At 64.7% G+C, this 20,808-nt stretch carries 20 protein-coding genes and 1 pseudogene; 9 read left to right on the top strand and 12 right to left on the bottom strand.

Annotation, left to right across the window (positions count from 1 at the left end; genetic code table 11):
* Positions 1 to 4: 4 nt before the first annotated feature.
* The 5 genes and pseudogenes from G474_RS23255 to G474_RS23250 form a co-directional block, all read right to left on the bottom strand.
* The gene (locus G474_RS23255) at positions 5 to 517 is read right to left on the bottom strand and encodes a hypothetical protein (RefSeq protein WP_156919180.1); all 513 of its coding nucleotides are present in this window, start codon (positions 515 to 517) and stop codon (positions 5 to 7) included.
* Between the two features lie 85 nt (positions 518 to 602).
* Positions 603 to 1,148, bottom strand: coding sequence for a riboflavin biosynthesis intermediates N-glycosidase (locus G474_RS0106245; RefSeq protein ID WP_026686219.1), 546 nt, complete (start codon positions 1,146 to 1,148; stop codon positions 603 to 605).
* A gap of 297 nt (positions 1,149 to 1,445) precedes the next feature.
* A complete protein-coding gene (locus tag G474_RS0106240; RefSeq protein ID WP_026686218.1) occupies positions 1,446 to 1,886 on the bottom strand; it encodes a hypothetical protein in 441 nt (146 codons plus the stop codon).
* 855 nt (positions 1,887 to 2,741) lie between these two features.
* Positions 2,742 to 2,960, bottom strand: a pseudogene (locus G474_RS22660) (T6SS effector amidase Tae4 family protein); the annotation flags it as partial.
* Between the two features lie 47 nt (positions 2,961 to 3,007).
* A complete protein-coding gene (locus tag G474_RS23250) occupies positions 3,008 to 3,796 on the bottom strand; it encodes a hypothetical protein (RefSeq protein WP_156919179.1) in 789 nt (262 codons plus the stop codon).
* A gap of 682 nt (positions 3,797 to 4,478) precedes the next feature.
* Here G474_RS23250 and G474_RS0106235 point away from each other — a divergent pair.
* A complete protein-coding gene (locus G474_RS0106235) occupies positions 4,479 to 5,567 on the top strand; it encodes an IS5 family transposase (RefSeq protein WP_026686217.1) in 1,089 nt (362 codons plus the stop codon).
* 640 nt (positions 5,568 to 6,207) lie between these two features.
* Here the strand turns inward: G474_RS0106235 and G474_RS22655 are convergent.
* On the bottom strand, positions 6,208 to 6,630 hold the full coding sequence (locus G474_RS22655) for a hypothetical protein (RefSeq protein WP_211228069.1): 423 nt from the start codon (positions 6,628 to 6,630) through the stop codon (positions 6,208 to 6,210).
* A 148-nt stretch (positions 6,631 to 6,778) separates the two neighbouring features.
* Entirely contained in the window at positions 6,779 to 7,729 is a 951-nt protein-coding gene (locus G474_RS0106225) for a LysR family transcriptional regulator (RefSeq protein WP_026686215.1), read from the bottom strand.
* A gap of 97 nt (positions 7,730 to 7,826) precedes the next feature.
* On the opposite strand from G474_RS0106225, the gene metE reads away from it, so the two are divergent.
* The 4 genes from metE (at position 7,827) to G474_RS0106205 (ending at position 14,194) form a co-directional block, all read left to right on the top strand.
* On the top strand, positions 7,827 to 10,112 hold the full coding sequence (gene metE / locus G474_RS0106220) for a 5-methyltetrahydropteroyltriglutamate--homocysteine S-methyltransferase (RefSeq protein ID WP_026686214.1): 2,286 nt from the start codon (positions 7,827 to 7,829) through the stop codon (positions 10,110 to 10,112).
* 167 nt (positions 10,113 to 10,279) lie between these two features.
* Entirely contained in the window at positions 10,280 to 12,700 is a 2,421-nt protein-coding gene (locus G474_RS0106215) for a VIT domain-containing protein (RefSeq protein WP_026686213.1), read from the top strand.
* Positions 12,701 to 12,710: 10 nt separating this feature from the next.
* Positions 12,711 to 13,694, top strand: a complete 984-nt coding sequence (locus tag G474_RS19805) for an archaeosortase/exosortase family protein (RefSeq protein WP_051281983.1) — start codon at positions 12,711 to 12,713, stop codon at positions 13,692 to 13,694.
* Positions 13,688 to 14,194, top strand: coding sequence for a hypothetical protein (locus tag G474_RS0106205; RefSeq protein ID WP_026686212.1), 507 nt, complete (start codon positions 13,688 to 13,690; stop codon positions 14,192 to 14,194). The genes G474_RS19805 and G474_RS0106205 overlap by 7 nt, the downstream gene beginning before the upstream one ends.
* Before the next feature lie 170 nt (positions 14,195 to 14,364).
* Here G474_RS0106205 and G474_RS0106195 read toward each other — a convergent pair whose 3' ends face one another.
* A complete protein-coding gene (locus G474_RS0106195; RefSeq protein ID WP_026686211.1) occupies positions 14,365 to 14,985 on the bottom strand; it encodes a LysE family translocator in 621 nt (206 codons plus the stop codon).
* Positions 14,986 to 15,109: 124 nt separating this feature from the next.
* Here G474_RS0106195 and G474_RS0106190 point away from each other — a divergent pair, with 124 nt between their 5' ends.
* From G474_RS0106190 to G474_RS0106175, 4 genes are all read left to right on the top strand, one after another.
* Complete coding sequence (locus G474_RS0106190; RefSeq protein ID WP_211228068.1) at positions 15,110 to 15,583, top strand: Lrp/AsnC family transcriptional regulator; 474 nt, start codon at positions 15,110 to 15,112, stop codon at positions 15,581 to 15,583.
* 38 nt (positions 15,584 to 15,621) lie between these two features.
* Positions 15,622 to 16,020, top strand: coding sequence for a hypothetical protein (locus G474_RS0106185; RefSeq protein ID WP_026686209.1), 399 nt, complete (start codon positions 15,622 to 15,624; stop codon positions 16,018 to 16,020).
* Positions 16,021 to 16,039: 19 nt separating this feature from the next.
* The gene (locus G474_RS0106180; protein ID WP_169729502.1) at positions 16,040 to 16,222 is read left to right on the top strand and encodes a hypothetical protein; all 183 of its coding nucleotides are present in this window, start codon (positions 16,040 to 16,042) and stop codon (positions 16,220 to 16,222) included.
* Between the two features lie 178 nt (positions 16,223 to 16,400).
* Complete coding sequence (locus G474_RS0106175; RefSeq protein WP_026686207.1) at positions 16,401 to 17,276, top strand: MBL fold metallo-hydrolase; 876 nt, start codon at positions 16,401 to 16,403, stop codon at positions 17,274 to 17,276.
* Positions 17,277 to 17,395: 119 nt separating this feature from the next.
* Here the strand turns inward: G474_RS0106175 and G474_RS0106170 are convergent, their stop codons facing one another.
* From G474_RS0106170 to G474_RS24565, 4 genes are all read right to left on the bottom strand, one after another.
* Positions 17,396 to 18,355 carry a ribonuclease Z gene (locus G474_RS0106170; RefSeq protein WP_026686206.1) on the bottom strand — a complete coding sequence of 320 codons (960 nt, stop codon included), beginning with the start codon at positions 18,353 to 18,355 and terminating at the stop codon, positions 17,396 to 17,398.
* Positions 18,352 to 19,164 carry an alpha/beta hydrolase gene (locus G474_RS19800; protein WP_051281981.1) on the bottom strand — a complete coding sequence of 271 codons (813 nt, stop codon included), beginning with the start codon at positions 19,162 to 19,164 and terminating at the stop codon, positions 18,352 to 18,354. The genes G474_RS0106170 and G474_RS19800 overlap by 4 nt, the downstream gene beginning before the upstream one ends.
* Before the next feature lie 50 nt (positions 19,165 to 19,214).
* On the bottom strand, positions 19,215 to 20,222 hold the full coding sequence (locus tag G474_RS0106160) for a M28 family peptidase (protein WP_084513607.1): 1,008 nt from the start codon (positions 20,220 to 20,222) through the stop codon (positions 19,215 to 19,217).
* A 438-nt stretch (positions 20,223 to 20,660) separates the two neighbouring features.
* Positions 20,661 to 20,808 (bottom strand): CPCC family cysteine-rich protein (locus G474_RS24565; RefSeq protein WP_211228075.1); only part of this gene is annotated, 148 nt, incomplete at its 5' end.

Here is a 20,808-nt window from a genome sequence, read left to right as displayed (position 1 = left end):
ACGCCTATGGTTCCCGCTGATGTCTCAGCACAAGTACAGCAGCCATACCCACAAGCCCGCACACGAAACCGCCCGGAAACCAGACCTGTGCAATGGCGAGCACGCCGCAAATGTAGCCAACGCTGAGGTAAAGCGTTGGCTCTTTCCGATACTCAGCCCAGATGGCAACAAGCATTGCGGCCAGCGCAAGCGCAATGCTTGAGGCAAAGAGCAACAAGATGGCGTTTTCGTCGTTGATAGCGAAGTAGCCCGCATCGGACATTTCCGATACGCCCCCCATGCTTACCGTTCCGTCGGAAGCGGCACCGGATATTCCGCGCAAGGGAAGTTCAATAACGATGGCGTGAGGCGCTTCGCGGGCAGGTTGCTTGACCAAGCCGAGGCTGTCTAGCCAGCTGAGTATTTTGAAACTCCCAGGAATCCGGACTGATCGCAGGTAAACGGCAAGACTAGCCAGCGGAACCGCCAGCGCCCCACTCAGCAGGGATACCCATGCAATACGTTTAGAACGCAGCACCCTAAGCCCCCCGGCAACGTTGCAGAAAAAGTCGGTTCCGGGCCATCGGGCGACTCATCAACGCCCTATTTTTCATGTCAAAAGCCTAGGCATCACGGCGCACCTGCATGAGCGCGAAACCCAAAAGATTGAGCCCACGCCATTGATTAGGATTTGTAACCTTCTCGTCGTCTTGGGCGAGACCGATGCCCCAGACCCTGTCAACAGGACTCGCCTCAACAAGGATGCGCTCTCCCGTTTGCCGAAGAAACTGACCGAGTTCGGCGTTTTGCCCAAACTTGGCTTCATTGGCTCGAACGACTATTGCGAACCTGTGCTCAAGCCACACAGCCTCATCGAAGCCACGGACCTGCCGACCAAGAGCTTTGGCGGCCCCTGGACTGGAAGCCTGGAGCACTTGTTTCTTCATCTCGTGATCGCCGAACAGGGACGCCTTTTCGGCCATCATGAAGTGTTCCGCTGTCGGGTAGCAGCGGCCTCCGACGACAAACGGCGCGCTGTACCACTGGCTGAAGCATGAAGCCGTAACGCCACACTTTGCCGGCTGATGCCCCCAGAAAAAGAGGAACTTCATCTTCTCGCCCGAGTTGAAGCGGGATCGCAGGCTCTGAAGCAGCTGTGAGTCGTCCATGAGTGTCTTCCTGACGCCTGTCCAAGATAGGCAGAGGCCTCACGGCCCCTAGCACACCACCGGACGGACTGGTCACATCCGGCATTTCGTTCCCATGGCCCAAGGCCGGGGAGTCCCAAGTTGTTGTAAGCGTGCCATGGTAATGCAAAGATCCATGCCGATGTCTTGGGCAGCCACCACGGACCATGGGTCGATTTGCTGATGTGCCGAGCTGGTGCAGTTCCCGGTAGCCGGCCGGCCCCCTGTTTCCAGGAAAACCGGACCGGCTTGCTCCCCTAACAGGTTCAAGCTTAATCGTCAAGCCTCTGCGAGAAAGGCATCAGCATCTCCGGACTCACACTTCCAATCAGCGAAGACTCCGACGAGTTGGCATTGCGTGCAGCGGCACCCGATGTAGCACCAGCGAACATCATTGCTACCTTCATACAGTGCGACGCCAACAATCAGCTCAAACTGCTCGCCGTCGCACACGCACAGGTGGCTTTCGAACTCAGCACCGGCCTCGTACTCAGCGCTGTCCCCGATGAGATGTACTTGGTGGCAGGAGGTACAAGTTCGCCGGCCAACTCCTTCATCTTCATCGGATTCCAATTTGAACGTCGTGCTGCCGCAAACGCAGACGGGTTGAGCAAATTTTGTTGCACAGTAAGCATTGCTGGCGCTGTACCGAACGACTTCTTCCCGGATGTCGTCCGACGTATCTCCGTACCAGTATTTGCCTTTCTTCTTCAGCGCCATGCGCTTTCTCCTCCTCTAATCCCGCCCCCCTGTTCGTTGGAGCTTTTTAACGTTTGCAGTTTTGGGATGGGGCCTGGCACTCATGGAGCGGGTCGCGGGTAGGTGTAGTGAAGCGCGTTCGGCCCCACCAAAACTTTGGCTTGAGCCAAGCCCCGATGCAGAGCATTACGCAGCCGGCAATTAAGGGAACGAGCCAGGCGCTGATGGGTAGTGAGATAGGCTGGCATAAGCGGCGACAAGGAAGCGTGGCGAGAAAAAGGATGAACCCCACGATGATCAGCAGGAATCCCAAGAGGTCAAACGCAAACGCCGTCTTCCGTTTCCGCTCAAAATCCATGGTGCGTCCAGCCTCGGAGAGGCCCTACAGTGGGCTGCTGCATGATTATTTTGTACCTAAAAACGTTCTTAGAAGCGGGCAGGAGGCCATCGCGGCGATACAGGCAAGGGTTATTGGGATTGTATGGAGCGCCCTCCCGAAGTCAATCGCACGGCATGAGCACGTATTCTAGAGAAATAAAGCCCCCCGGACGCGGTTACCGTGGAATAGGGGCCTGGCCCCTATTTTATTATGTATTTTTTTGCCACTAACATTAGAACCACAATAACGACTGATGATGCCAAGTAACCCAGTAAAACACTGGAGAATATAATTGGAGCAATATCCATGCGCTGGGATTCTGTCAGATACGGGAATATTATTTTATTATACGATAACAAATAAATTCCAAAATTTATTACAAACGCAGAAATGACTAAAAAAACAGATAAAAGAAGTGACTTCACTTCACCTCCCAGAACCAGATTTGCTTGCTATGACTCAGGTCTGATAGAACACCAAAAAACCCATACATTGACCTAAAAAAACATACTGCCATCTGTAATCTTATCTTTACCCCATAGGTCGATATGATCTCCACTTCCAGTCTCTTCAGATTCATTTCCGCGAGGCCAGTAGCCTTTAAAGAAAATCACACCTGTTTTATCAGCAAGTTCCTTTTTGAACGTATCTGGATTTACTTGGATCATTTTCCCGAAGCCGGTCGGCGGAAAAGCCTTTAAGCCCTTTGCAAGATCTTCTGCTTTAACTTGGCCGGACCAATAACTTCAACCGTTAAATAGTTTTACGGAAGGCAAAACCACTCACGCTTCAAACCATCTGCCAGAAATGATCTGTCATCAACAATAGGGCCAAAAGGCAAGGCCCCCTGTTTCGACAAAAGCCCGTAGAGTTCTGATGCATAGCGATGCGCGTAATCTTCCTTCATGGACTTCGTCTTGACATACCACTCATCGTCAGAGGATTGGTTATAGTCAATGTGGTGGCCAATCTCATGAAGAAAAGTTCGGTACAGAACCGTATTGCGTAGCGAATTTGGAGTCGTACGGATTTGAATACCGCGTCGGATGTTACGAATTTCATGCCCATCCTTACGCAAACGCTCAAGCTCTCGGGCCCGCTCGGGCACTATCGGCCCACCCCACTCAATTGGCATAAGGTTTTGCGCTTCTATAACAATCGCAGCCCCCCTAAACTTGTCAATGTCGAATGAAAATATGGCCCGCCCCCAGACCGGACACAAAATATGTTGCTTTCTCGTTGGCTGACGCATAACAACAAAGTCAAACGAGTTGAGAGCATCAAAGTCGCAATGAGAAAGGACAACGCAGATATCATCTACCGTACACGGATAAAACCAGTCTGGTCGAGTTGGCTCAACGAAGAACTTGAGTTCACGTTCCCCAATCGATTTTGTGACAACAACGTAAGAGCTCAGCTTTTCGAAATAACACTGAAGCTCAAGCCCATACCACGACTCAGGGATGGTTAGCCTATTGTTGGCACCATGACCATGGGCCTTGGTACCAACATGCCTGTTACGACGAGCGGGATTCCAACCGGGACGCATCATTTAGCCTTCTAGTTGTGACAGGAAGAAGCCTCACAGCCCCACCCATACCACCGGACGAACGGGTCGCCTATCCAGCGACCTCACGATGAATTAATTCCTACCATAGCGTAAGGCTGGGCAGTAGCGCAATGGTAACGCTAAGGATAATGCCCCCATTGTTTCCAGAGATAAGCAGGGCAATAGCACCCGAATAAGAAAGGCCTGATCGCGGTTCGCTTCATGATCACGATCCAACCTTAATCGCTAGGAGCCTGGGGCATATTGCTTATGCTCTCTCCGGCGGTAACTGAAGCACAACTGAACTTCACGAAAGAGCGAACGCCAAACCAATAGAGGATGAAGCCCGACAAGGGGAACACATACCCATAGGCGTAAAACGTAACCAACAACGAGTCCGTTGCCTGATACAACAACCAAAAAATAATAGCTTCAGCAAGAACACACAGCGGGATTAACCAGGACAAAACCCTCCGGTAGTTAGAGTAAATGCCTTTGGCGCAAGCAGGGCAAGCAAAAGACGAACGAACAGAAGAAACGCGAATTGATTTTTGGCATAAAGGGCATAAGAGCGGCATACAGGCCTCACCTAACAGGATGGTGAGAAAGTCCGAGCCCTTGGCGTGATGCGGGAAAGTGGGCAGACTCGGGGCTGAAAGATAGAACCTAAATTTCGGGAGGGACGATGCGCGGTGCAGATGTGATGCAGGGGGCGATGTTCAGCTACGTAAGCCTGGAGGATCGGATTCCTGTGGAGCACCCGCTGCGCCGGCTGCGGGTTCTGGTAGACGCCATCCTGGCCAGCATGTCGGCGCTTTTCGATGCCCGTTATTCCCATACCGGTCGGCCCTCGGTGGCCCCGGAAAGGCTGTTGCGAGCGCTCCTGTTGCAGGTCCTCTACACGGTGCGCAGCGAGCGCCAGCTCATGGAGCAACTGGACTACAACCTCCTCTTCCGCTGGTTCGTTGGCCTGGGCATAGACGATCCCACCTGGGACCGCACGGTGTTCTGCATCAACCGGGACCGGCTGCTCTCGGAGGACATTGCCCGGGAATTCTTCCGCCGAGTCCTGATGCTGGCCGAGTGGCAGGGCTTCATCTCCGACGAGCACTTCAGTGTGGACGGCACCCTGATTGATGCCTGGGCGAGCCACAAGAGCTTCGTCCGGAAGGATGGCGGCGGCCCGGATCGCCCGTCGGGCCGCAATCCGAGCGTGGATTTCAGCGGCGAGAAGCGCAGCAACGCCACTCATCAGAGCTCCACCGATGGAGAAGCCCGCTTGTTCAAGAAGGGCGAATTCACCGAAGCCAAGCTGCGCTTCATGACCCATGCGCTTTCCGAGAACCGCAACGGCCTCGTCGTTGATGTGGAAACCACCCAGGCCAGCGGTACTGCCGAATGGGAAGCGGCCAAGCGCATGATCGGCCGCACCGTCCAGTCTGGGGCGACGGTGGGCGCGGACAAGGGCTACGACACGGCGGATTTCGTGAGCCATCTTCAGGGCCTGGGCATCAAGGCCCACGTGGCCAGGAAGACGAGCGGCAGCGCGGTCGATGGCCGTACGGCTCGGGGTAAGGGCTACGCCCTGAGCCTGAAGCGCCGCAAGATGATTGAAGAGGCATTCGGCTGGATCAAGACCGTCGGCGGCTTGCGGAAGACCCGCCACAAGGGCGTGGCCAAACTCGCCGGCCAAGCGCTTCTCTGCTTTGCCGCCTACAACCTGACCCGGCTGCAAACCTTGCTGGCGCCGAGGATGAAATTGCTGCCCACATAGGGCGAGGTGCGCCCGCCGCCGGCCCGGTAGCGGGAAAATGGGGCCACAAGCCCCACGACAAAGGGCAAAAAGGCCCGAAAAACCGGGCCGCCGGGGCTGCCGCCCCGTAAAAAATCTCGGCAGGGAAAGAAAATCGGAAAGCACGATGAGTTTCTCACCAGCCTGCTAACGGCTGACTCCACCGGACCTGCACGGGTTTTCGCTCAGATGCGGAGGAAGGATGGGAGGGCATCGCCTCATCGTGTATGTACCCACTCGACAGCGGTAGCCTCCTGGAGACTGCTGAATGTGAGCTGAAGCTCCGGGCCGCCACCAAGTGCGGGGATACGATAGAACGAATATCCCCAGGTTGGAGCAGACACGCAGGTTTGTTCGGACCACGGCATGAATTGCTCCTGAGCGGTACTGCACCAGTCGGGGCGCCCCAGTTTGGCAAGAAAGGTGACGCGCGCGATACCCAATAGCGACCGGACGTCCTTCTCGGCGCAGGGAGAAACAATGGTTGAGGCACTCCGCCGTGGCAAGGCGTCGAGACACGAGCGAAGTTCGCCGAGCAGGCGTTCTTGCCCGGAAGACAACGATGGGTCGGCCGTAGCGGTGAGCGGCAATAGGCAAAGGCCGAGAAGGAGTTGCTGAAGGCTCATGGTTTCGATGCCCGGCGTGTAGCTTGAGGCCCCCCCTGCGTCGAAGCCGACAGGGTACCGAGAGGCGATGGTTCGCCAGCAACGGTGAATGAACCACAAAGCACCTCAAATTGGCCGCATGCGTTGAAGTTGAAACGGTAATGATGAGCAGCCTGTTCTTCGGGAATTGCGCCCTGAGAGACATGAAGCGCAAGCCACTCCGAGTTAAGTACTTCGACAGCACCATCGTGGGGTTCACCAGGAAGCAGCAACTCTGCTTCCTGCCATCGAAACGCACAGACCTCGGAAAAGCACACTTCGATCTCTTGTGTCTTCCAGGTCCGGAACGTTAGCGTGAGCACACCGTTCTTCGCGGTGATATTCGGGTACTCGGCGTCGGCGGTACTGAATCCGGGAGTGATTGGTTCGAGGTGCGGCATAGGTTCGGGTGTGCGGGTAAGGTGCTAGCTCAGGGGAGACCGGAGGCTGCGGACCAGAGGGAACCGAGAAGCGCAGCTTCTCGGGCGTCCCCATGGTAACGCAAAGACCAATGCCCTTGTCCTGAACAACCACCCAGACCGGGCAAATTCATGCCCGTTCGGTAAGCACGGGTTCCAAAGCGTTCTGCAGCAGAGCCCCCTCCTCCGCCCCCCGCCCGTTCAGATGCCTGGCCTGCTCGATGAAGGCCCTGAGGTAGTCGATGCCGGTTTCGCTGTCGCGCACACCGAGGAAGATCTGTTTGGCGATGCCCCGGGGGCCGAGGCGTACCGGGGCGATGTCGAGCTGGCTGGCGTACTGCTCGACCAGCCAGCGCGGCAGGGCGCTGACGCCGCGGCCGCTGGCGACCATCTGCAGCAGGATGTCGGTGGTTTCGATGATCTTATGGCGCTTGGGGGACACGCCAGCCGGCAGCAGGAAGAGGTTGAAGATGTCCAGCCGCTCGATGCTGACCGGGTAGGTGATCAGCACCTCTGCGGATAGCTGCGCCGGTTCGACGAACTCCAGCCCGGCCAGGGGGTGCTGGCGGCTGACCACCAGCACCTGTTCGTAATCGAACACCGGCTCGAAGGCGAGGCCGGGTTTGTGGAGCGGGTCGGGGGTGACCAGCAGGTCGATTTCGTAGGCGAACAGGGCACCGATGCCGCCGAACTGGAATTTCTGCTTCACATCCACATCCACGTCCGGCCAACTGGCCAGGTAGGGGGCCACGACCTTGAGCAGCCACTGGTAGCAGGGGTGGCACTCCATGCCGATGCGCAGGGTGCCGCGTTCCCCCTGGGCGAACTGGGCCAGCCTTTCCTCGGCCAGACTCAGTTGCGGCAGGACCCGGTCGGCGACATGGAGCAGGTGGCGACCGGCCTGGGTCAGGCGCAGGCTGCGGCCTTCCCGCAGCCAGATGGCGGTACCCAGTTGCTGTTCCAGCTTCTTCATGCTGTGGCTCAGGGCGGACTGGGTCAGGCAGAGCACGTCGGCAGCGGCGGTCAGGGAGCCCTGCCGGTCCACTTCCCGGACGATGGCCAGGTGGATGCGCTCTATCATTTATGAAAAATCCTCATTAATTGTTGAGATAAGACCATTTTACTTCATGGGTTACCCCCCCTAGAGTGGCGCCACCGATTTTCCTGAGGTAATTCCCATGACCATCCTTCACACCCTCGGCTTTCCCCGCATCGGCGCCCATCGCGAACTGAAGTTCGCCCTCGAACGTCACTGGCGTGGCGAGATTTCCGCCGACGAACTGGAAAGTGTCGGCCGCGCGCTGCGGGCCCGGCACTGGGCCCTGCAGCGGAAAGCCGGCCTGGCTTTCGTCAGCGTCGGTGATTTCGCTTTCTACGACCACATGGCCAACCACATCCAGCTGCTCGGCTGCGAGCCGGCCCGCTTCGGCTTCAGCAGCCAGGAAGCGCCCCTGGCCCGCTATTTCACCCTGGCCCGGGGGGTGGCGGCGGAAAATGGGGCGCCGGATTCCGGCCGGCCGGCCCTGGAAATGACCAAGTGGTTCGATACCAACTACCACTACCTGGTCCCCGAGTTCGGGCCGGAAACGGAATTCCACCTGGGCTCGGAGCGCCTGTTCGCGGAGGTGGAGGAAGCCCGGGCCCTGGGGTATCCGGTCAAGGCGGTCCTGGTGGGGCCCCTCACCTTCCTCTGGCTGGGCAAGAGCCGGGTGCCCGGCCATGATCGTCTGGCACTGCTGGAGCGGCTGCTCCCGGTCTATGGCCAGATTCTCGCCCGCCTGGGCCAGCTGGGGGTGGAGTGGGTGCAGATCGACGAGCCCATCCTGGGTCTGGACCTGCCGGCCGACTGGCGGGTGGCCTGCGAAGGAGCCTACAACCGGCTCGCCGCCAGCCCGGTGAAACTGCTCCTGGCCACCTACTTCTCCCCCCTGGAGGACAACCTGCAACTGGCCTGCCAGCTGCCGGTGGCGGGTCTGCACGTGGATGGGGTGCGCGCCCCCCGGGAGCTGGCTGCCATCGCCGACTGGCTGCCGGCCCACAAGCAGCTTTCCGTGGGCATCATCGATGGCCGCAACATCTGGCGCACGGACCTGAACGCCGCCCTGGAAGTGCTGCGCCCCCTGGCGGCCCAGCGGCCACTGTGGATCGCCCCCTCCTGCTCCCTGCTGCACGTGCCCTTCAGCCTGGAGGAAGAAACGGCCCTGGCGCCGGACATCCGTTCCTGGCTGGCCTTTGCCACGGAAAAGCTGGAAGAGCTGGGACTCCTGCAGCAGGCCCTGGACGGCAATCCGGCCCAGGTGGCGGCGGCCCTGGAGGCCAACCGCCAGGCCATCGCCGGGCGCCGGGCCAGCCCCCGGGTGCACGATCCCCGGGTGGCCGCCCGCCTGGCCGGCCTGCCCGCCGACGCCGACCGGCGCGCCAGCCCCTACGCCCGGCGGCAGCACCTGCAGGGGCAGCGCTTCGCGCTGCCCCTGTTCCCCACCACCAGCATCGGTTCCTTTCCCCAGACGCCGGAAATCCGCGCAGCCCGGGCCGCCCTGCGGCGGGGCACCCTGGACCAGGGAGCCTACGCACAGCAGATGCGGGCGGAAATCACCCGGGTGATCCGCGTCCAGGAAGAACTGGACCTGGATGTGCTGGTGCATGGCGAAGCCGAACGCAACGACATGGTGGAGTACTTCGGCGAACAGCTGGCCGGTTTTGCCTTCACCGCCAACGGCTGGGTCCAGTCCTACGGTTCCCGCTGCGTCAAGCCGCCCATCATCTACGGTGACGTTTCCCGCCCCGGCCCCATGACCGTGACCTGGAGCCGCTACGCCCAGAGCCTTACGGACAGGCCGGTGAAGGGCATGCTCACCGGCCCCATCACTATCCTGCAGTGGTCCTTCGTGCGCGACGACCAGCCCCGCAGCGACACCGCCCTGCAGATCGCCCTGGCCATCCGGGACGAGGTGGCGGACCTGGAAGCCGCCGGCATCGCCATGATCCAGATTGACGAACCCGCCCTGCGGGAAGGCCTGCCCCTGCGCCGGCAAGCCTGGAAGCCCTACCTGGCCTGGGCGACCCGGGCCTTCCGGGTGGCCGCCTCGGGCGTCGCCGACCAGACTCAGATCCACACCCACATGTGCTATGCGGAATTCAACGACATCCTGCCGGAAATCGCCGCCCTGGATGCGGACGTGATCACCATCGAAACCAGCCGCTCGGGCATGGAACTGTTGCGGGGCTTCGGGGAATTCCGCTACCCCAACGAAATCGGCCCCGGGGTCTACGACATCCATTCCCCCCGGGTGCCGGCCGTGGCGGAAATGGTGCGGCTGCTGGAAAAGGCCGCCGCCGTGATTCCCCCCGAGCGGCTCTGGGTCAACCCCGACTGCGGCCTGAAAACCCGGGCCTGGCCGGAAACCACGGCGGCGCTGCGGCACATGGTGGCCGCCGCCAAGACCCTGCGGGCTGCGGCCTGAGCGTCGGCTGCCAGCGCTGCAGCGCTGGCAGCCTCCCCCACTTCACCTTCCCTTCACCGCCGCTCCCGGTTCTCCACATCCGGCGCCGTCATCATCGCCGGGCATGAGGCATTTCCGCCGCCCTGCGGGATAATGCCAAACAGTTAAACCCGAACCGGACCCTTACCATGAGCGACACCCCTGCCACCGCCCAGCCCCCTGCCGAAGCAGGCCCGCCCCGCGCCCCCCGCTTTCTGCTCATCTGGGGGGTGCTCCTGCCCCTGCTGGCCCTGGGCGCGGAACTCGGGCTGCATCTCCTGGGCGACCTTTTCATGGACCCCATCCCCACACCCATACACGCCCTGCTGATTGCCCTGGTGCCCCTGGCCAACGGCCTGCTCTACCGGGCCCTGGGCCAGGAACAGCTGCACCACCTGCAAGCCCTCAACTGGCTGAACGGGTTGGCCCTGGGTGTTGCCAGCTATTACGCTCTGGTGTTCCTGCCCCTGACCCCCTTCGGGCTACTGGCCATCGTGGCCTTCGGCATCGGGTTTCTGGTGCTCTCCCCCGTGCTTTCCCTGATCGCCGCCATCCGCGGCCGACGCCTGCTCAAGCAGCGCCTGGCCCGGGAGGAAAGATCACTGCCCTTGCCCGTGGGCGGAGTGCTGCTGGCCTTGATCGCCCTGACCCTGGTAGACCTGAGCCCTGGTCTGACCCGCGTCGCCCTGCAGATGACCATGGCGCAATCCCCCGCCACCCGCCAGGCCGGGGTGGACCTGCTGCGGCGCGTGGGGCATGAAGACACCATGCTGTCCCAGGCCTACGGTTACTTCACCCCCTTCTCCGGCCCCCTGGGCCTGCTGGCCTCCTGGTTCCCGGGCACGGAACAGGTCAGCCAGAACCAGGCCCAGGACATCTATTACCGGGTCACAGGCAAGACCGCCCTGGAACAGATGCCGCCCCTCCACGGCCCCTACAACCGTTACCGGGACCGCAGCATGGAATTCCAGCTCCGGGGCGGCAGCGCCGTGGGCCGCGCCATCCCCGAGGTGAGCCTGGTGGGCTCCCGCCTGGAGGGTTCCCTGGACGCCCAGGCCAGCACGGCCTACCTGGAATGGACCCAGGTGTATCGCAATGACGCCAGCACGACCCATGAAGCCCGCAGCAAGATTCTGCTGCCGCCGGGCGCCGTGGTGTCCCGCCTCACCCTGTGGATCAACGGCGAGGAACAGGAGGCCGCCTTCGGCACCCGTTCGGCCACCCGGGGCGCCTACGAAAAAGTGGTCCAGGCCCGCCGGGACCCGGTGCTGGTGACCACGGCCGGGCGGGACCGGATCATGGTGCAGCTGTTTCCCATCCCCGCCCGTGGGGGCGAAATGAAGGTCCGCATCGGCATCACCGTGCCCCTGGTCATGGACAATCTGCGCCAGGCCCGCCTGCAGCTGCCCGCCTTCCGGGAACGCAACTTCGGCATGGCCGAGGATTTCCGCCACGCGGTCTGGCTGGAAGCCAACGGCCCCCTGACCGGCACGCCCCTGCTGCGCACCGAGCCGGCCCCGTCCCGGACCTACGCCCTGCGCGGCGAAATTCCCGATGCCGAGCTGGGCCGCGGCCCCCTGGTGGGCCTGGAGCGGGACCCGGGCATGAGTACGGTCTGGGGCCCCCTGGGCGCCGAAGAGAAGGGCATCCTGCTGCAGCACTATCAGGAAAGCCCCGTCCGGGCGCCGCGCCGCCTGGCCCTGGTGGTGGACGGCTCCCGCTTCCTCGCTCCCCATGCCCAGGCCCTGAGCCAGGCCCTGGCGGCACTGCCGGCTACAGTGGAACTGGGCCTCTTCATCGCCAGCGACGACAACCCGCCTCAGGGAGGCCATCGCACGCCTCAGGAGGCCGCCCAGGCCCTGGCCAGCCAGCACTTCACCGGCGGTCAGGACAACAGCGCCGCCCTGCTGGCCGCCTGGAACTGGGCCGCCGCCGCACCGGAGGGAGAAGCCGCCACCCTGCTCTGGGTGCATGGTCCCCAGGCCCAGCTGCTGGGCAGCATGGAACCCCTGCTGCAGGGCCTGCAGCAGCGCCGCAACCGGGTGCAACTGCTGACCCTGGAAGCCGAGCCCGGCCCCAACCGGGTGCTGGAGGCCCTGGAACCCCTGGCCGCCCTGCGGGTGCTGCCGGTCACCGGCGACCTGCGCCAGGACCTGGAGCGACAGCTGGCCGCCTGGCAGCCCGGCGCCAAGGAAATCCGCATCCTGCGCCAGCCCCAGGCGCCGGGCGCCCGGCCCCAGGGGCCCCGGACCTCGGACCACCCGGCCCGGCTCTGGGCCGCCGGGGAGATCGAACGCCTCCTGGACCAGCCCAAGCCGGACCAGAAAGCCGCCACCGCCCTGGCCCTGAGCTACCGGCTGGTGACCCCGGTGAGCGGCGCCGTGGTCCTGGAAAAAGCGGAGGATTACGACGAGGCAGGCCTGGACCGGCCCGACAACGCCCGGGTGCCGACCATCCCCGAGCCCGAGGAATGGGCCCTGATGCTGGCCGTCCTGGCCCTGCTGCTCTGGCAGTTCCGGCGCCGGCGGCAGGCCGGCTCCAGGTCGGCCCCGACGGCCCTGCCGGCCTGAGGACGGCAAGGTGCATCCACCTTCCGCCAGCACCGCCGCGCCCGCCGGGGAGCCCGGCGGCCCGACCCCTGCCGCCGCCCTGGCGGAGACCACCGGTTCCGGCAAGCCTGGGTTGGGCGGCGTATCTGGCCTGATAGCCGACCGCGCATCCGACCACCGCCAGGGTTCCAGCCTCGGGACAGGGGCGCAGCAAGCCCGAGCTTCCAGCCCGGCGCCCCTTTCCCCCCTGCTGCTCCTGGCCCTGCTGGCGGCCTTCTGGCCGGTGCTGCTCTGGTACCTGCGCGGCAGCTTCGATGGCTCCAACGATCCCTGGGGCCTCCTGGCGCTACTGGCAGCGGCCCTGGCCCTGGGCCGGGAACCGGCCCGGCAGCCCCCGCCCCAGCCCCTGCTGCTGCCGCTGCTGGGACTGGGCCTGTACGGCGCCGCCAGCCTGGCGGGTCTGCCCCTCTCCCTGCGCGCCGGCCTGGCCGCCCTCACCCTGGGGGCCCTGCTCAGCGCCTGGCGCCTGGGGCGGCGCCTGGACCTGCCGCTCACCGGCCTGCTCCTGCTCGCCCTGCCCCTGGCCGCCTCCCTGCAGTTCTACCTGGGCTATCCCCTGCGCGTCCTGGCCGGCCATCTGACCCTGCTGCTCCTGGACCTGCACGGCCTGCCGGTACAGCTCGAAGGGGCCACCCTGCTCTGGAACGGCCAGGAAATCGCCATCGATGCCCCCTGCAGCGGCGTGCGCATGCTCTGGTCCGGCCTGTTCCTGATGGCCGCCGCCGCGGCCTGGCACCGCTTCACCCCCCGCCAGACCCTGCTCGCCCTGGGTCTCACCCTGGTGGCGGTGGTGGCCGCCAACGGGCTGCGGGCCGCCGCCCTGTTCTACCTGGAAAGCGGCCTGCTGCAGCTGCCCCCCTGGGTCCACGACGCCACCGGCCTGGCCGTGTTCCTGGCCGCCGGGGCCGGCATCCTGGAAGCCATGCAGCGCATCGACAGGCGCCGCCCATGCTGAGCCGCCGCCTGTTCCTCCTGCTCTGCGCCCTGTGCGCCCTGCTGCCCCTGGTCCGGAGCGGCAGCGGCAGCGCCGCGCCGGAAACCCCCTTTCCCGGCTGGCCCAGCCATTTCGAAGGCCGCCCCCTCACGCCCCTGCCCCTGAGCGAACTGGAAGCCAGCTTCCAGCAGGGCTTTCCCGGCCAGGTGGGACGCTTCAGCGACGGCCGCCGGGAAATCATCCTGCGCTGGGTGACCCGGGAAACCCGCAAGCTGCACCCCAGCGCCGACTGCTTCAAGGCCAACGGCTACCACCTGGAAAACCGCCCCCTGCTGCGCCAGGGGGAACAGCGCTGGTCCAGCTACCTGGCCAGCCGCAACGGCAACCGCCTGCTGGTGCGGGAACGGATCAGCGATGCCGGCGGCGGGCAGTGGAGCGACGTCTCGGCCTGGTACTGGGCCGCCCAGCTGGGCCAGACCCAGGGGCCCTGGTGGGCGGTGACGGTGGCAGAGCAGGAATGAACCTTAAAACCTCAGTTAAACCACAGAGGCACAGAGACGCCGAGGAAAAACAAAGACTTGTCCTGGAAGGCCAGGTCACTTTCTAGGTGAGCGCAGAAGATAATGCAAGCCATTGTTTTTTTGAACTTCTCTGTGTCTTTGTGTCTCCGTGGTGAGGTTTTTAGGTTGAACTACTGGCCGCCCCAAGCCAGGCGCAGGGCGGCAAAACCGAACACCCCGGAAAACAGCAGCCGGGACAACCTGGGCACCGGCCCCGCCGCAAGCCGCCGGGCGAGTCGGGCGGCGGCCAGGGCGTAGAGCCCGTCGAACAGCAGCCCCAGGCTCACCAGGATGGCGCCGAGCAGCAGGTACTGCCCGGCCAGTTCATGGCGGGCAGAGATGAACTGGGGCAGCAGGAGGGCGCAGAACATCAGGGCCTTGGGATTGAGCAGATTGGTGAGGAAGCCCCGCTTCAGGGCCGCCCAGCCGGCGCCCGCCCCGGCCCCCGGGGCCGGACGTTCCCCGGCACCGGCGCGGCACAGCTTCCAGGCCAGGAACAACAGATAGGCCGCCCCCAGCCAGCGCACCAGGTCGAACAGCAGGGGATGGGCATGGAACAGGGCCGCCAGCCCCAGGGCGGACAGGGTCACATGCAGGGTGCGCGACAAGGCCAGCCCCAGGGCCGCCATCAAGCCATGGCGCACGCCCTGGAGGGAGGAACTGGCGATGACCAGGGCCATGTCGGGGCCGGGCAGCAGATAGACCGCCGTCAGGGCGGCCACGAACAGCAGCAGGTGGGATGGATCGGGCATGGGAACCCCGGCAGGGCGTCAAGGAGGACAGAGCTTCCCACAGGCAGCGGGAAATTTCCCCGCTTTATCCGCCCTGAAATCCGTAAAATCAGCAAGAATCCTCCAGAATCAGGCGAGCATGGAAATGAATCCACCCAACACCCCGCTGGACGACACGGACCGGGCCATCCTGCGCGAGCTGCAGGCCGATGGCCGGCTTTCCAACGCCCGCCTGTCGGAGAAGCTGGCCCTGAGCGAAACCCCCTGCTGGCGCCGCCTGAAACGGCTGGAGGCGGAGGGCTACATCGAAAGCTACCAGGCCAATCTGGACCGCCGGAAGCTCGGTTTCGGGGTCGTGGCTTTCGTCCAGGTGACCCTGGGCAACCATGCCGGCGAAACGCCCCTGCACTTCGAACAACAGGTGGCCCGGCTGCCGGAGGTGCTCTCCTGCCACAACGTCAGCGGCGACTGCGACTACCTGATGCAAGTGGTCGCCGCCGACCTGGACGCCTACGGGGCCTTCGTCCGGGACCAGCTGCGCCGCCTGCCCGGGGTGACCGCCATCCGCTCCAACCTCTCCCTGCGGCAGCTGAAATCCTCCAGCGCCCTGCCCCTCTGAGGCGGGCGCCCACCCTCCACCATCGCCCGACAGACGCCATGACCCTCCTTGCCGCCGCCCTGATCCTCCTCGCCGCCTGGATAGGCTGGGCCTACCTGGAGCAACGGGCCCGGCTGAAACGGGAGGTGGAAACCCTGCTCCGCACCGCCGAGGCGGTCCTGGACGAAACGGGAGCCTGCTTCCAGGGCAGCGCAGCCCAGGTCCTGCTGCGAGACTACCTGCCCTTCGGCACCGACGAAAGCGGCCCGGGCCTGAGCGCCAAGTTCCTGTGCAAGACCCCTGACGGAAAGATCTGCTCGGTCCTGGTGGAAACCGCCCGGCGCGAGACCCCCGCCTCGGTGACGGTCAAGCTGCTGGAACCCGAAGAGGTGGACGCCCTGCGCCGGGCCTACCCCTACCTGAAAGACCTGTGCGCCGCCCTGAAACAGGAGCCCTGAATTGTTGGGCCTGCCCCCCATGTCCAGACGGGAGAAAGCGGGCACGGCCCTGATCCTGTTCGTCGGCCTCGCCCTGCTGGGCCTGGCGTTCTGGCGGGGCTGGATGAACCTCCTGCAAATCGCTGCCCTGATCGGCATCGGCATCGGCTTTGTCGGCGGCACCCTGTACCTGTACCGCCAGCTGTGGGAGGAGGAGGACTGATCCTCCCGGACGGCCCCGAGCTGACGCACCCTGAATTTCTGCCTCCGGTTTTCATCGCTATACTTGCCCGTCCTGCCGGAACCCGGCAGCCGGAAACCCGTCACAACCTTATGGGCCGCGCCCCTGGAGGCCGCGCCCGGTGACCGGATACAGATCAACACAAGACCAGGAGACCCCCATGACCCCGCAACGTACCCTCAGCACCCTTTCCGGCAACAGCCAGCGCCTGGACGGCGGCTCCATGTTCGGCAACGCCCCCCGGGCCATGTGGGAACGCTGGCTGGCCCCCGACGACCTGCACCGGGTGCGCATCGCCTGCCGCTCCCTGCTGGTGGAAGAGCCGGGCCGGCGGGTGCTGGTGGAAGCCGGGGACTGCGCCTTCTTCAGCCCGGAGCTGAAGGCCCGCTTCGGGGTCGAGGGAGAAGGCCACGCCCTGCTGGCCGGCCTGGAAGCCCGGGGCCAGACGGATGCGGACATCGACTGCGTGGTGCTCACCCACCTGCATTTCGACCACGCCGGCGGCCTGCTGGCGGCCTGGGCGGAGGGGCAGCCGCCCCGCCTGCTGTTCCCCAAGGCCCGCTTCATCACCGGCCGCCGCCAGTGGGAGCGGGCCCGCCAGCCCCACGCCCGGGACCGGGCCTCCTACATTCCCGAACTGCTGGACCTGATCGAAGCCAGCGGCCGGCTGGAGCTGGTGGAGGACGGGGGCGGCTCACCCACCCTGGGCGCCGGCTGGCGCTTCCATTTCAGCGACGGCCACACCCCCGGCCAGCTGCTGCCGGAAATCGACATGCCCGAGGGTCCGGTGCTGTTCGCCGGCGACCTGGTGCCCGGAGCCCCCTGGGTGCATCTGCCCATCACCATGGGCTATGACCGCTACCCGGAAGTCCTGATCGACGAAAAGACCCGCATCCTCACGGACCTGGCCGCCCGGAACGGCCGCCTGGTGTTCACCCACGACCCGGAAATCGCCCTGGGCCGCCTGCAGCGGGACGCCAAGGGCCGCTACGGCGTGGGCGACAGCCTGGCCGATTTCACCGGGCTGGCCCGGTAAGTTATTCCCGGGCAATCGATCTCACTGCGGCGGCCCGGCGCAAGGACGGCTGGGCAAGCCGGGCAAAAACGGGACGGCGTTTGCACCGCGCTTACGGGGTTCCAACAGGGTTTCAGGGATCAAGCCAGAAGCTGCAGCAGGCCGGAGCGCTCGAGCCGGTAGCGGGCCAGGTCCTCGGCCAGGAACAGGCGGCCCCGGTAGCGGGCCGCGGCTTCGGCTTCCAGGTCGGCCACGGAGGGGGTGCGGCAACGGTCGGACTGGTAACGGGGGCTGAAGTGAGTGAGCAGCAGGTTGGGCAGCCCCGCCGCCTGGGCGAAAGCGGCAATGCTGCCGGCGGCGCAGTGCCCCACCTCCGGCCCCACCCGGGCGGCCTGCTCCAGGGTGTAGGTGGCCTCATGGACCAGTACCTGCACCCCGGCACAGTGGGGCGCCAGCAGCTCCGGCCGGTCGTTGTCGCCGCATACGATGAGCCGCCGGGGGGCGCCGGCCGCCACCAGGTAATCGGCGGCGCGCAGGAGGCGGCCCGCGTACTCCCCGTCCCGCCCTGCCTGCAGCTGGCCCCAGAGCGGGCCTTGGGGGATTCCTTCGGCTTCCAGCCGGGCCGTGTCCAGCCGGGTTTCCCGCCCCAGTTCGGTGAAGCGGAAGGCAAACGAGGGCAGCCGGTGGGAAAGGGCCAGGGTGCTCACCTGGACGGCGCCGTCGCTCCACTCCGGCAGGGCCTCCACGGCCACCAGAGGGGTGGCAAAGGGCAGGCTGGCGCCGCTGCAGCGCCAGGTCACGGCCAGCCAGTCCGCCAGGGCCGCCGGCCCGATGATGGGCAGGGGCACCGTGCGCCCGCCCATGGCAGCGCTGGCGAGCAGACCCGGCAGGCCGTAGCAGTGGTCCCCGTGGGCATGGGTGATGAACACCGCCTTCAGGCTGCGGGCGGAAAAGGGCGTCTGTAGCAGCCGGTGCTGGGTGCCCTCGCCGCAGTCGATCAGATACCAGCCCCGCTCGTTTTCCAGGCTCAGGGCCAGACCACTCAGGTTGCGTTCCCGGGTGGGCATGCCCGCCGAGGTGCCGAGGAACTGCAGGTTCATGGGGCCCCCGGCCGGCCCTCCCCGGCGGCCTGCTCGGCCAGGGCTTCCCGCAGCAGTTGCGGGTAGGCCGGGTCGTCCAGGATGCTCTGGTGGCCCACGCCCTGGAGCAGCCGGTAACGGACCCGCTCCGGGGCGAAGTCCCGGGCCAGGGCCTCGGCATTGGCGGGGGCGATCACCTGATCCTCCGCCGCCCCCAGAATCAGGGTCGGGGCCTGCACCCGGGGCGCGTAGCGCCAGGATTCGAAGCGGTCCTGCAGCAGCCAGTCCACGGGCACATAGGGGTAGCGGCTCCGGGCCTCTTCCACCAGGCTCCGGTAGGGGGTGACCAGCACCAGCCCCTGCACCGGCCGGGCAGCGGCCAGCTGCACCGCCACCCCGGTACCCAGGCTGCGCGCCAGCACCACCACCCGGGCATGCTGGCCCTGGATCTGGTCATAGAGCTTCAGGGCGTCGCCCACCAGGGCAGCCTCCGAAGGCGTGCCGCCGCTCTCTCCGTAGCCCCGGTAATGGAGCAGGTACAGGGTGTATTCGGGAAAGGTCCGGGCCAGGAGCGGCAGGCTGAGGTGGGGGTCGTCCGCATTGCCGCCGAAGAACAGCAGGGCCCCGCTCCCCCGGCCCGGCCAGACCGTGACCCGCACCTGGGTCTGCTCATCCCCGGGTAGGGTCAGCCGGCCGCTGCCTTCCGCCGTCACGAAGGGCCGGGGGAAGTAGATCAGGGCCCGCTGCTGCTGGTACAGCAGGGCGCAGCCCCCGAGGTAGATCAGGCCTGCCAGCAGGCCGAGGGAAAGGAACAGGCGGCGTAGTTTCATGGGGGCAGACCTTAGCATTGATCCGGGCAGCGGGGCCATGGCCCCGGCCCTCAATACCCATGCACCAGGGCGAACACTCCCTGCACCACCTGGGCCATGCGCCGGTAGTCCAGGGTTTCCGGGGTGTCGCCGGCCTGGTGGTAATGGGGATTCCGGTAGAAGGCGGTATCCGTCAGCATCAGGGCCGGATACTCCTCGTTCCAGTAGCTCTGGTGGTCGGAGAAATCCACGCCCGGCACCAGCCGGGGCGCGTTGATGGAATGCACGGGCAGGGTCCCGGCCCCGGCCAGCAGGGCCTTGGCCCGGCGCATGGCGCCGAAGTCGCCCCAGCGGCCCACCAAGGCGATGTAATTGCCCCGGTCGGGGTAAAGGGCGGTCATGCCTGGCAGGGGATAGGTCTGGCTCCCGGGCTCGTCCCGGAAGTAGCCGATCATCTCCAGGGCCAGCATCAGCCGCACTTCCTGACCGGCCTCACGCAGGGCCCGGGCATGGCGGGCGCTGCCCATGTTCCCGGTGCGGAAGTGGGGCGGCTCCTCGAGCACGTAAGCCACCAGCTCCACGGGCTGGGCCGGCGGGTGCTGCCCCAGGAGCCGGGCCAGTTCCAGGAGGCCGGCGACGCCGCTGGCGTTGTCATCCGCCCCCGGGGTATGGCTGGCCGGACTGGGGGCCCCGGCCGCGGCCACATCCCCATGGGAATCGTAGTGGGCCCCCACCACCAACCGGGGACCATAGCGGGGACCGAAGCGGGCCACGATGTTGCGGTAACGGCTTTCCTCCACGGAGAACTCCTGCAGCGCCACCCGGGCGCCGCTGGCGCGCAGCTCCGCCTCGATATAGCGGGCCGTCTGCTCCAGATGCAGGGACTGCTCGAAACTGCGCGGGTAGAAATCCACCGCCAGCCGCCGCACATGGGCTTCCAGCCGCTCCGGATCGGCGGGCGGCGGCGAGGACGGCCGGGGCTGGACAAAAGGCTGGCTGAGACAGCCCAGGCCCAGGGCCGCCACCCCCACCAAGCCCAGCACCCCCAGCCCCCACCCCTGCCATTGCTTGATTTTCATGGAGAGTCTTTCGCAAGGAAACGGGCGGGGATTATGCCATTAAGCTAGGCGAGTGGTGGGCGGGCGGAACAGGATCTGGGTGGAGAGCTTGCTTGCTGCTTGGCCGCAAGCTTGGATTTTTCTTCACGGCGCTACCACCTGAACAGCCAGGACAGTAAACTGAATCGCCCCGGGAATCGCGGAGGCCATTTGGTTTGAGACTGATCGCCCATCATGGCTAAACGGATCGCACCGACACGGATTGACGCCGATAACTCTCCCGGCAGCTTGCCTGCCGCTTGTACCGATTGGCGTACCGTGAGCAGATTCCATGTCGGCACGGGTCATAGAGAACCCACACCAGATGCCGGATATACGACTGCATGCGCTTTCCAGCTGCCAAACCTATCGTTCAGTTTCCTTGATTTCCGGGGGAGTCCATATACGTAGGGTTGGGCGTCATGTCAGCGTTGCCATTTCGCTTGGGTCTGGCGGTCGAACGTACGAGAGAGCCTGGCGGTCGCAGGCTCCGAACTGGGCGTAGTTCCTTATTGCCTCGGTGAGACTAACGCGGTTTGCACCACCACAAAACGCTGGGTCCTCGAAC

The sequence above is a fragment of the Azovibrio restrictus DSM 23866 genome (genome assembly GCF_000429665.1).
In the GTDB taxonomy this organism is placed as follows: domain Bacteria; phylum Pseudomonadota; class Gammaproteobacteria; order Burkholderiales; family Rhodocyclaceae; genus Azovibrio; species Azovibrio restrictus.
Note: the sequence above shows the minus strand (reverse complement) of the source record. Positions and strands in the feature narration are given on the sequence as shown.

Bases quoted from the DNA above. Each gene is read 5' to 3' on its own strand.
- G474_RS0106170 (WP_026686206.1), bottom strand. From the start codon at position 18,355: ATGAACCTGCAGTTCCTCGGCACCTCGGCGGGCATGCCCACCCGGGAA.
- G474_RS0106225 (WP_026686215.1), bottom strand. From the start codon at position 7,729: ATGATAGAGCGCATCCACCTGGCCATCGTCCGGGAAGTGGACCGGCAG.
- G474_RS0106235 (WP_026686217.1), top strand. From the start codon at position 4,479: ATGCGCGGTGCAGATGTGATGCAGGGGGCGATGTTCAGCTACGTAAGC.
- G474_RS0106205 (WP_026686212.1), top strand. From the start codon at position 13,688: ATGCTGAGCCGCCGCCTGTTCCTCCTGCTCTGCGCCCTGTGCGCCCTG.
- G474_RS0106190 (WP_211228068.1), top strand. From the start codon at position 15,110: ATGAATCCACCCAACACCCCGCTGGACGACACGGACCGGGCCATCCTG.
- G474_RS19800 (WP_051281981.1), bottom strand. From the start codon at position 19,164: ATGAAACTACGCCGCCTGTTCCTTTCCCTCGGCCTGCTGGCAGGCCTG.
- G474_RS0106215 (WP_026686213.1), top strand. From the start codon at position 10,280: ATGAGCGACACCCCTGCCACCGCCCAGCCCCCTGCCGAAGCAGGCCCG.
- G474_RS0106175 (WP_026686207.1), top strand. From the start codon at position 16,401: ATGACCCCGCAACGTACCCTCAGCACCCTTTCCGGCAACAGCCAGCGC.
- G474_RS0106160 (WP_084513607.1), bottom strand. From the start codon at position 20,222: ATGAAAATCAAGCAATGGCAGGGGTGGGGGCTGGGGGTGCTGGGCTTG.
- G474_RS0106180 (WP_169729502.1), top strand. From the start codon at position 16,040: ATGTCCAGACGGGAGAAAGCGGGCACGGCCCTGATCCTGTTCGTCGGC.
- G474_RS0106195 (WP_026686211.1), bottom strand. From the start codon at position 14,985: ATGCCCGATCCATCCCACCTGCTGCTGTTCGTGGCCGCCCTGACGGCG.
- G474_RS23250 (WP_156919179.1), bottom strand. From the start codon at position 3,796: ATGATGCGTCCCGGTTGGAATCCCGCTCGTCGTAACAGGCATGTTGGT.
- G474_RS0106240 (WP_026686218.1), bottom strand. From the start codon at position 1,886: ATGGCGCTGAAGAAGAAAGGCAAATACTGGTACGGAGATACGTCGGAC.
- G474_RS0106245 (WP_026686219.1), bottom strand. From the start codon at position 1,148: ATGGACGACTCACAGCTGCTTCAGAGCCTGCGATCCCGCTTCAACTCG.
- G474_RS22655 (WP_211228069.1), bottom strand. From the start codon at position 6,630: ATGCCGCACCTCGAACCAATCACTCCCGGATTCAGTACCGCCGACGCC.
- G474_RS0106185 (WP_026686209.1), top strand. From the start codon at position 15,622: ATGACCCTCCTTGCCGCCGCCCTGATCCTCCTCGCCGCCTGGATAGGC.
- metE (WP_026686214.1), top strand. From the start codon at position 7,827: ATGACCATCCTTCACACCCTCGGCTTTCCCCGCATCGGCGCCCATCGC.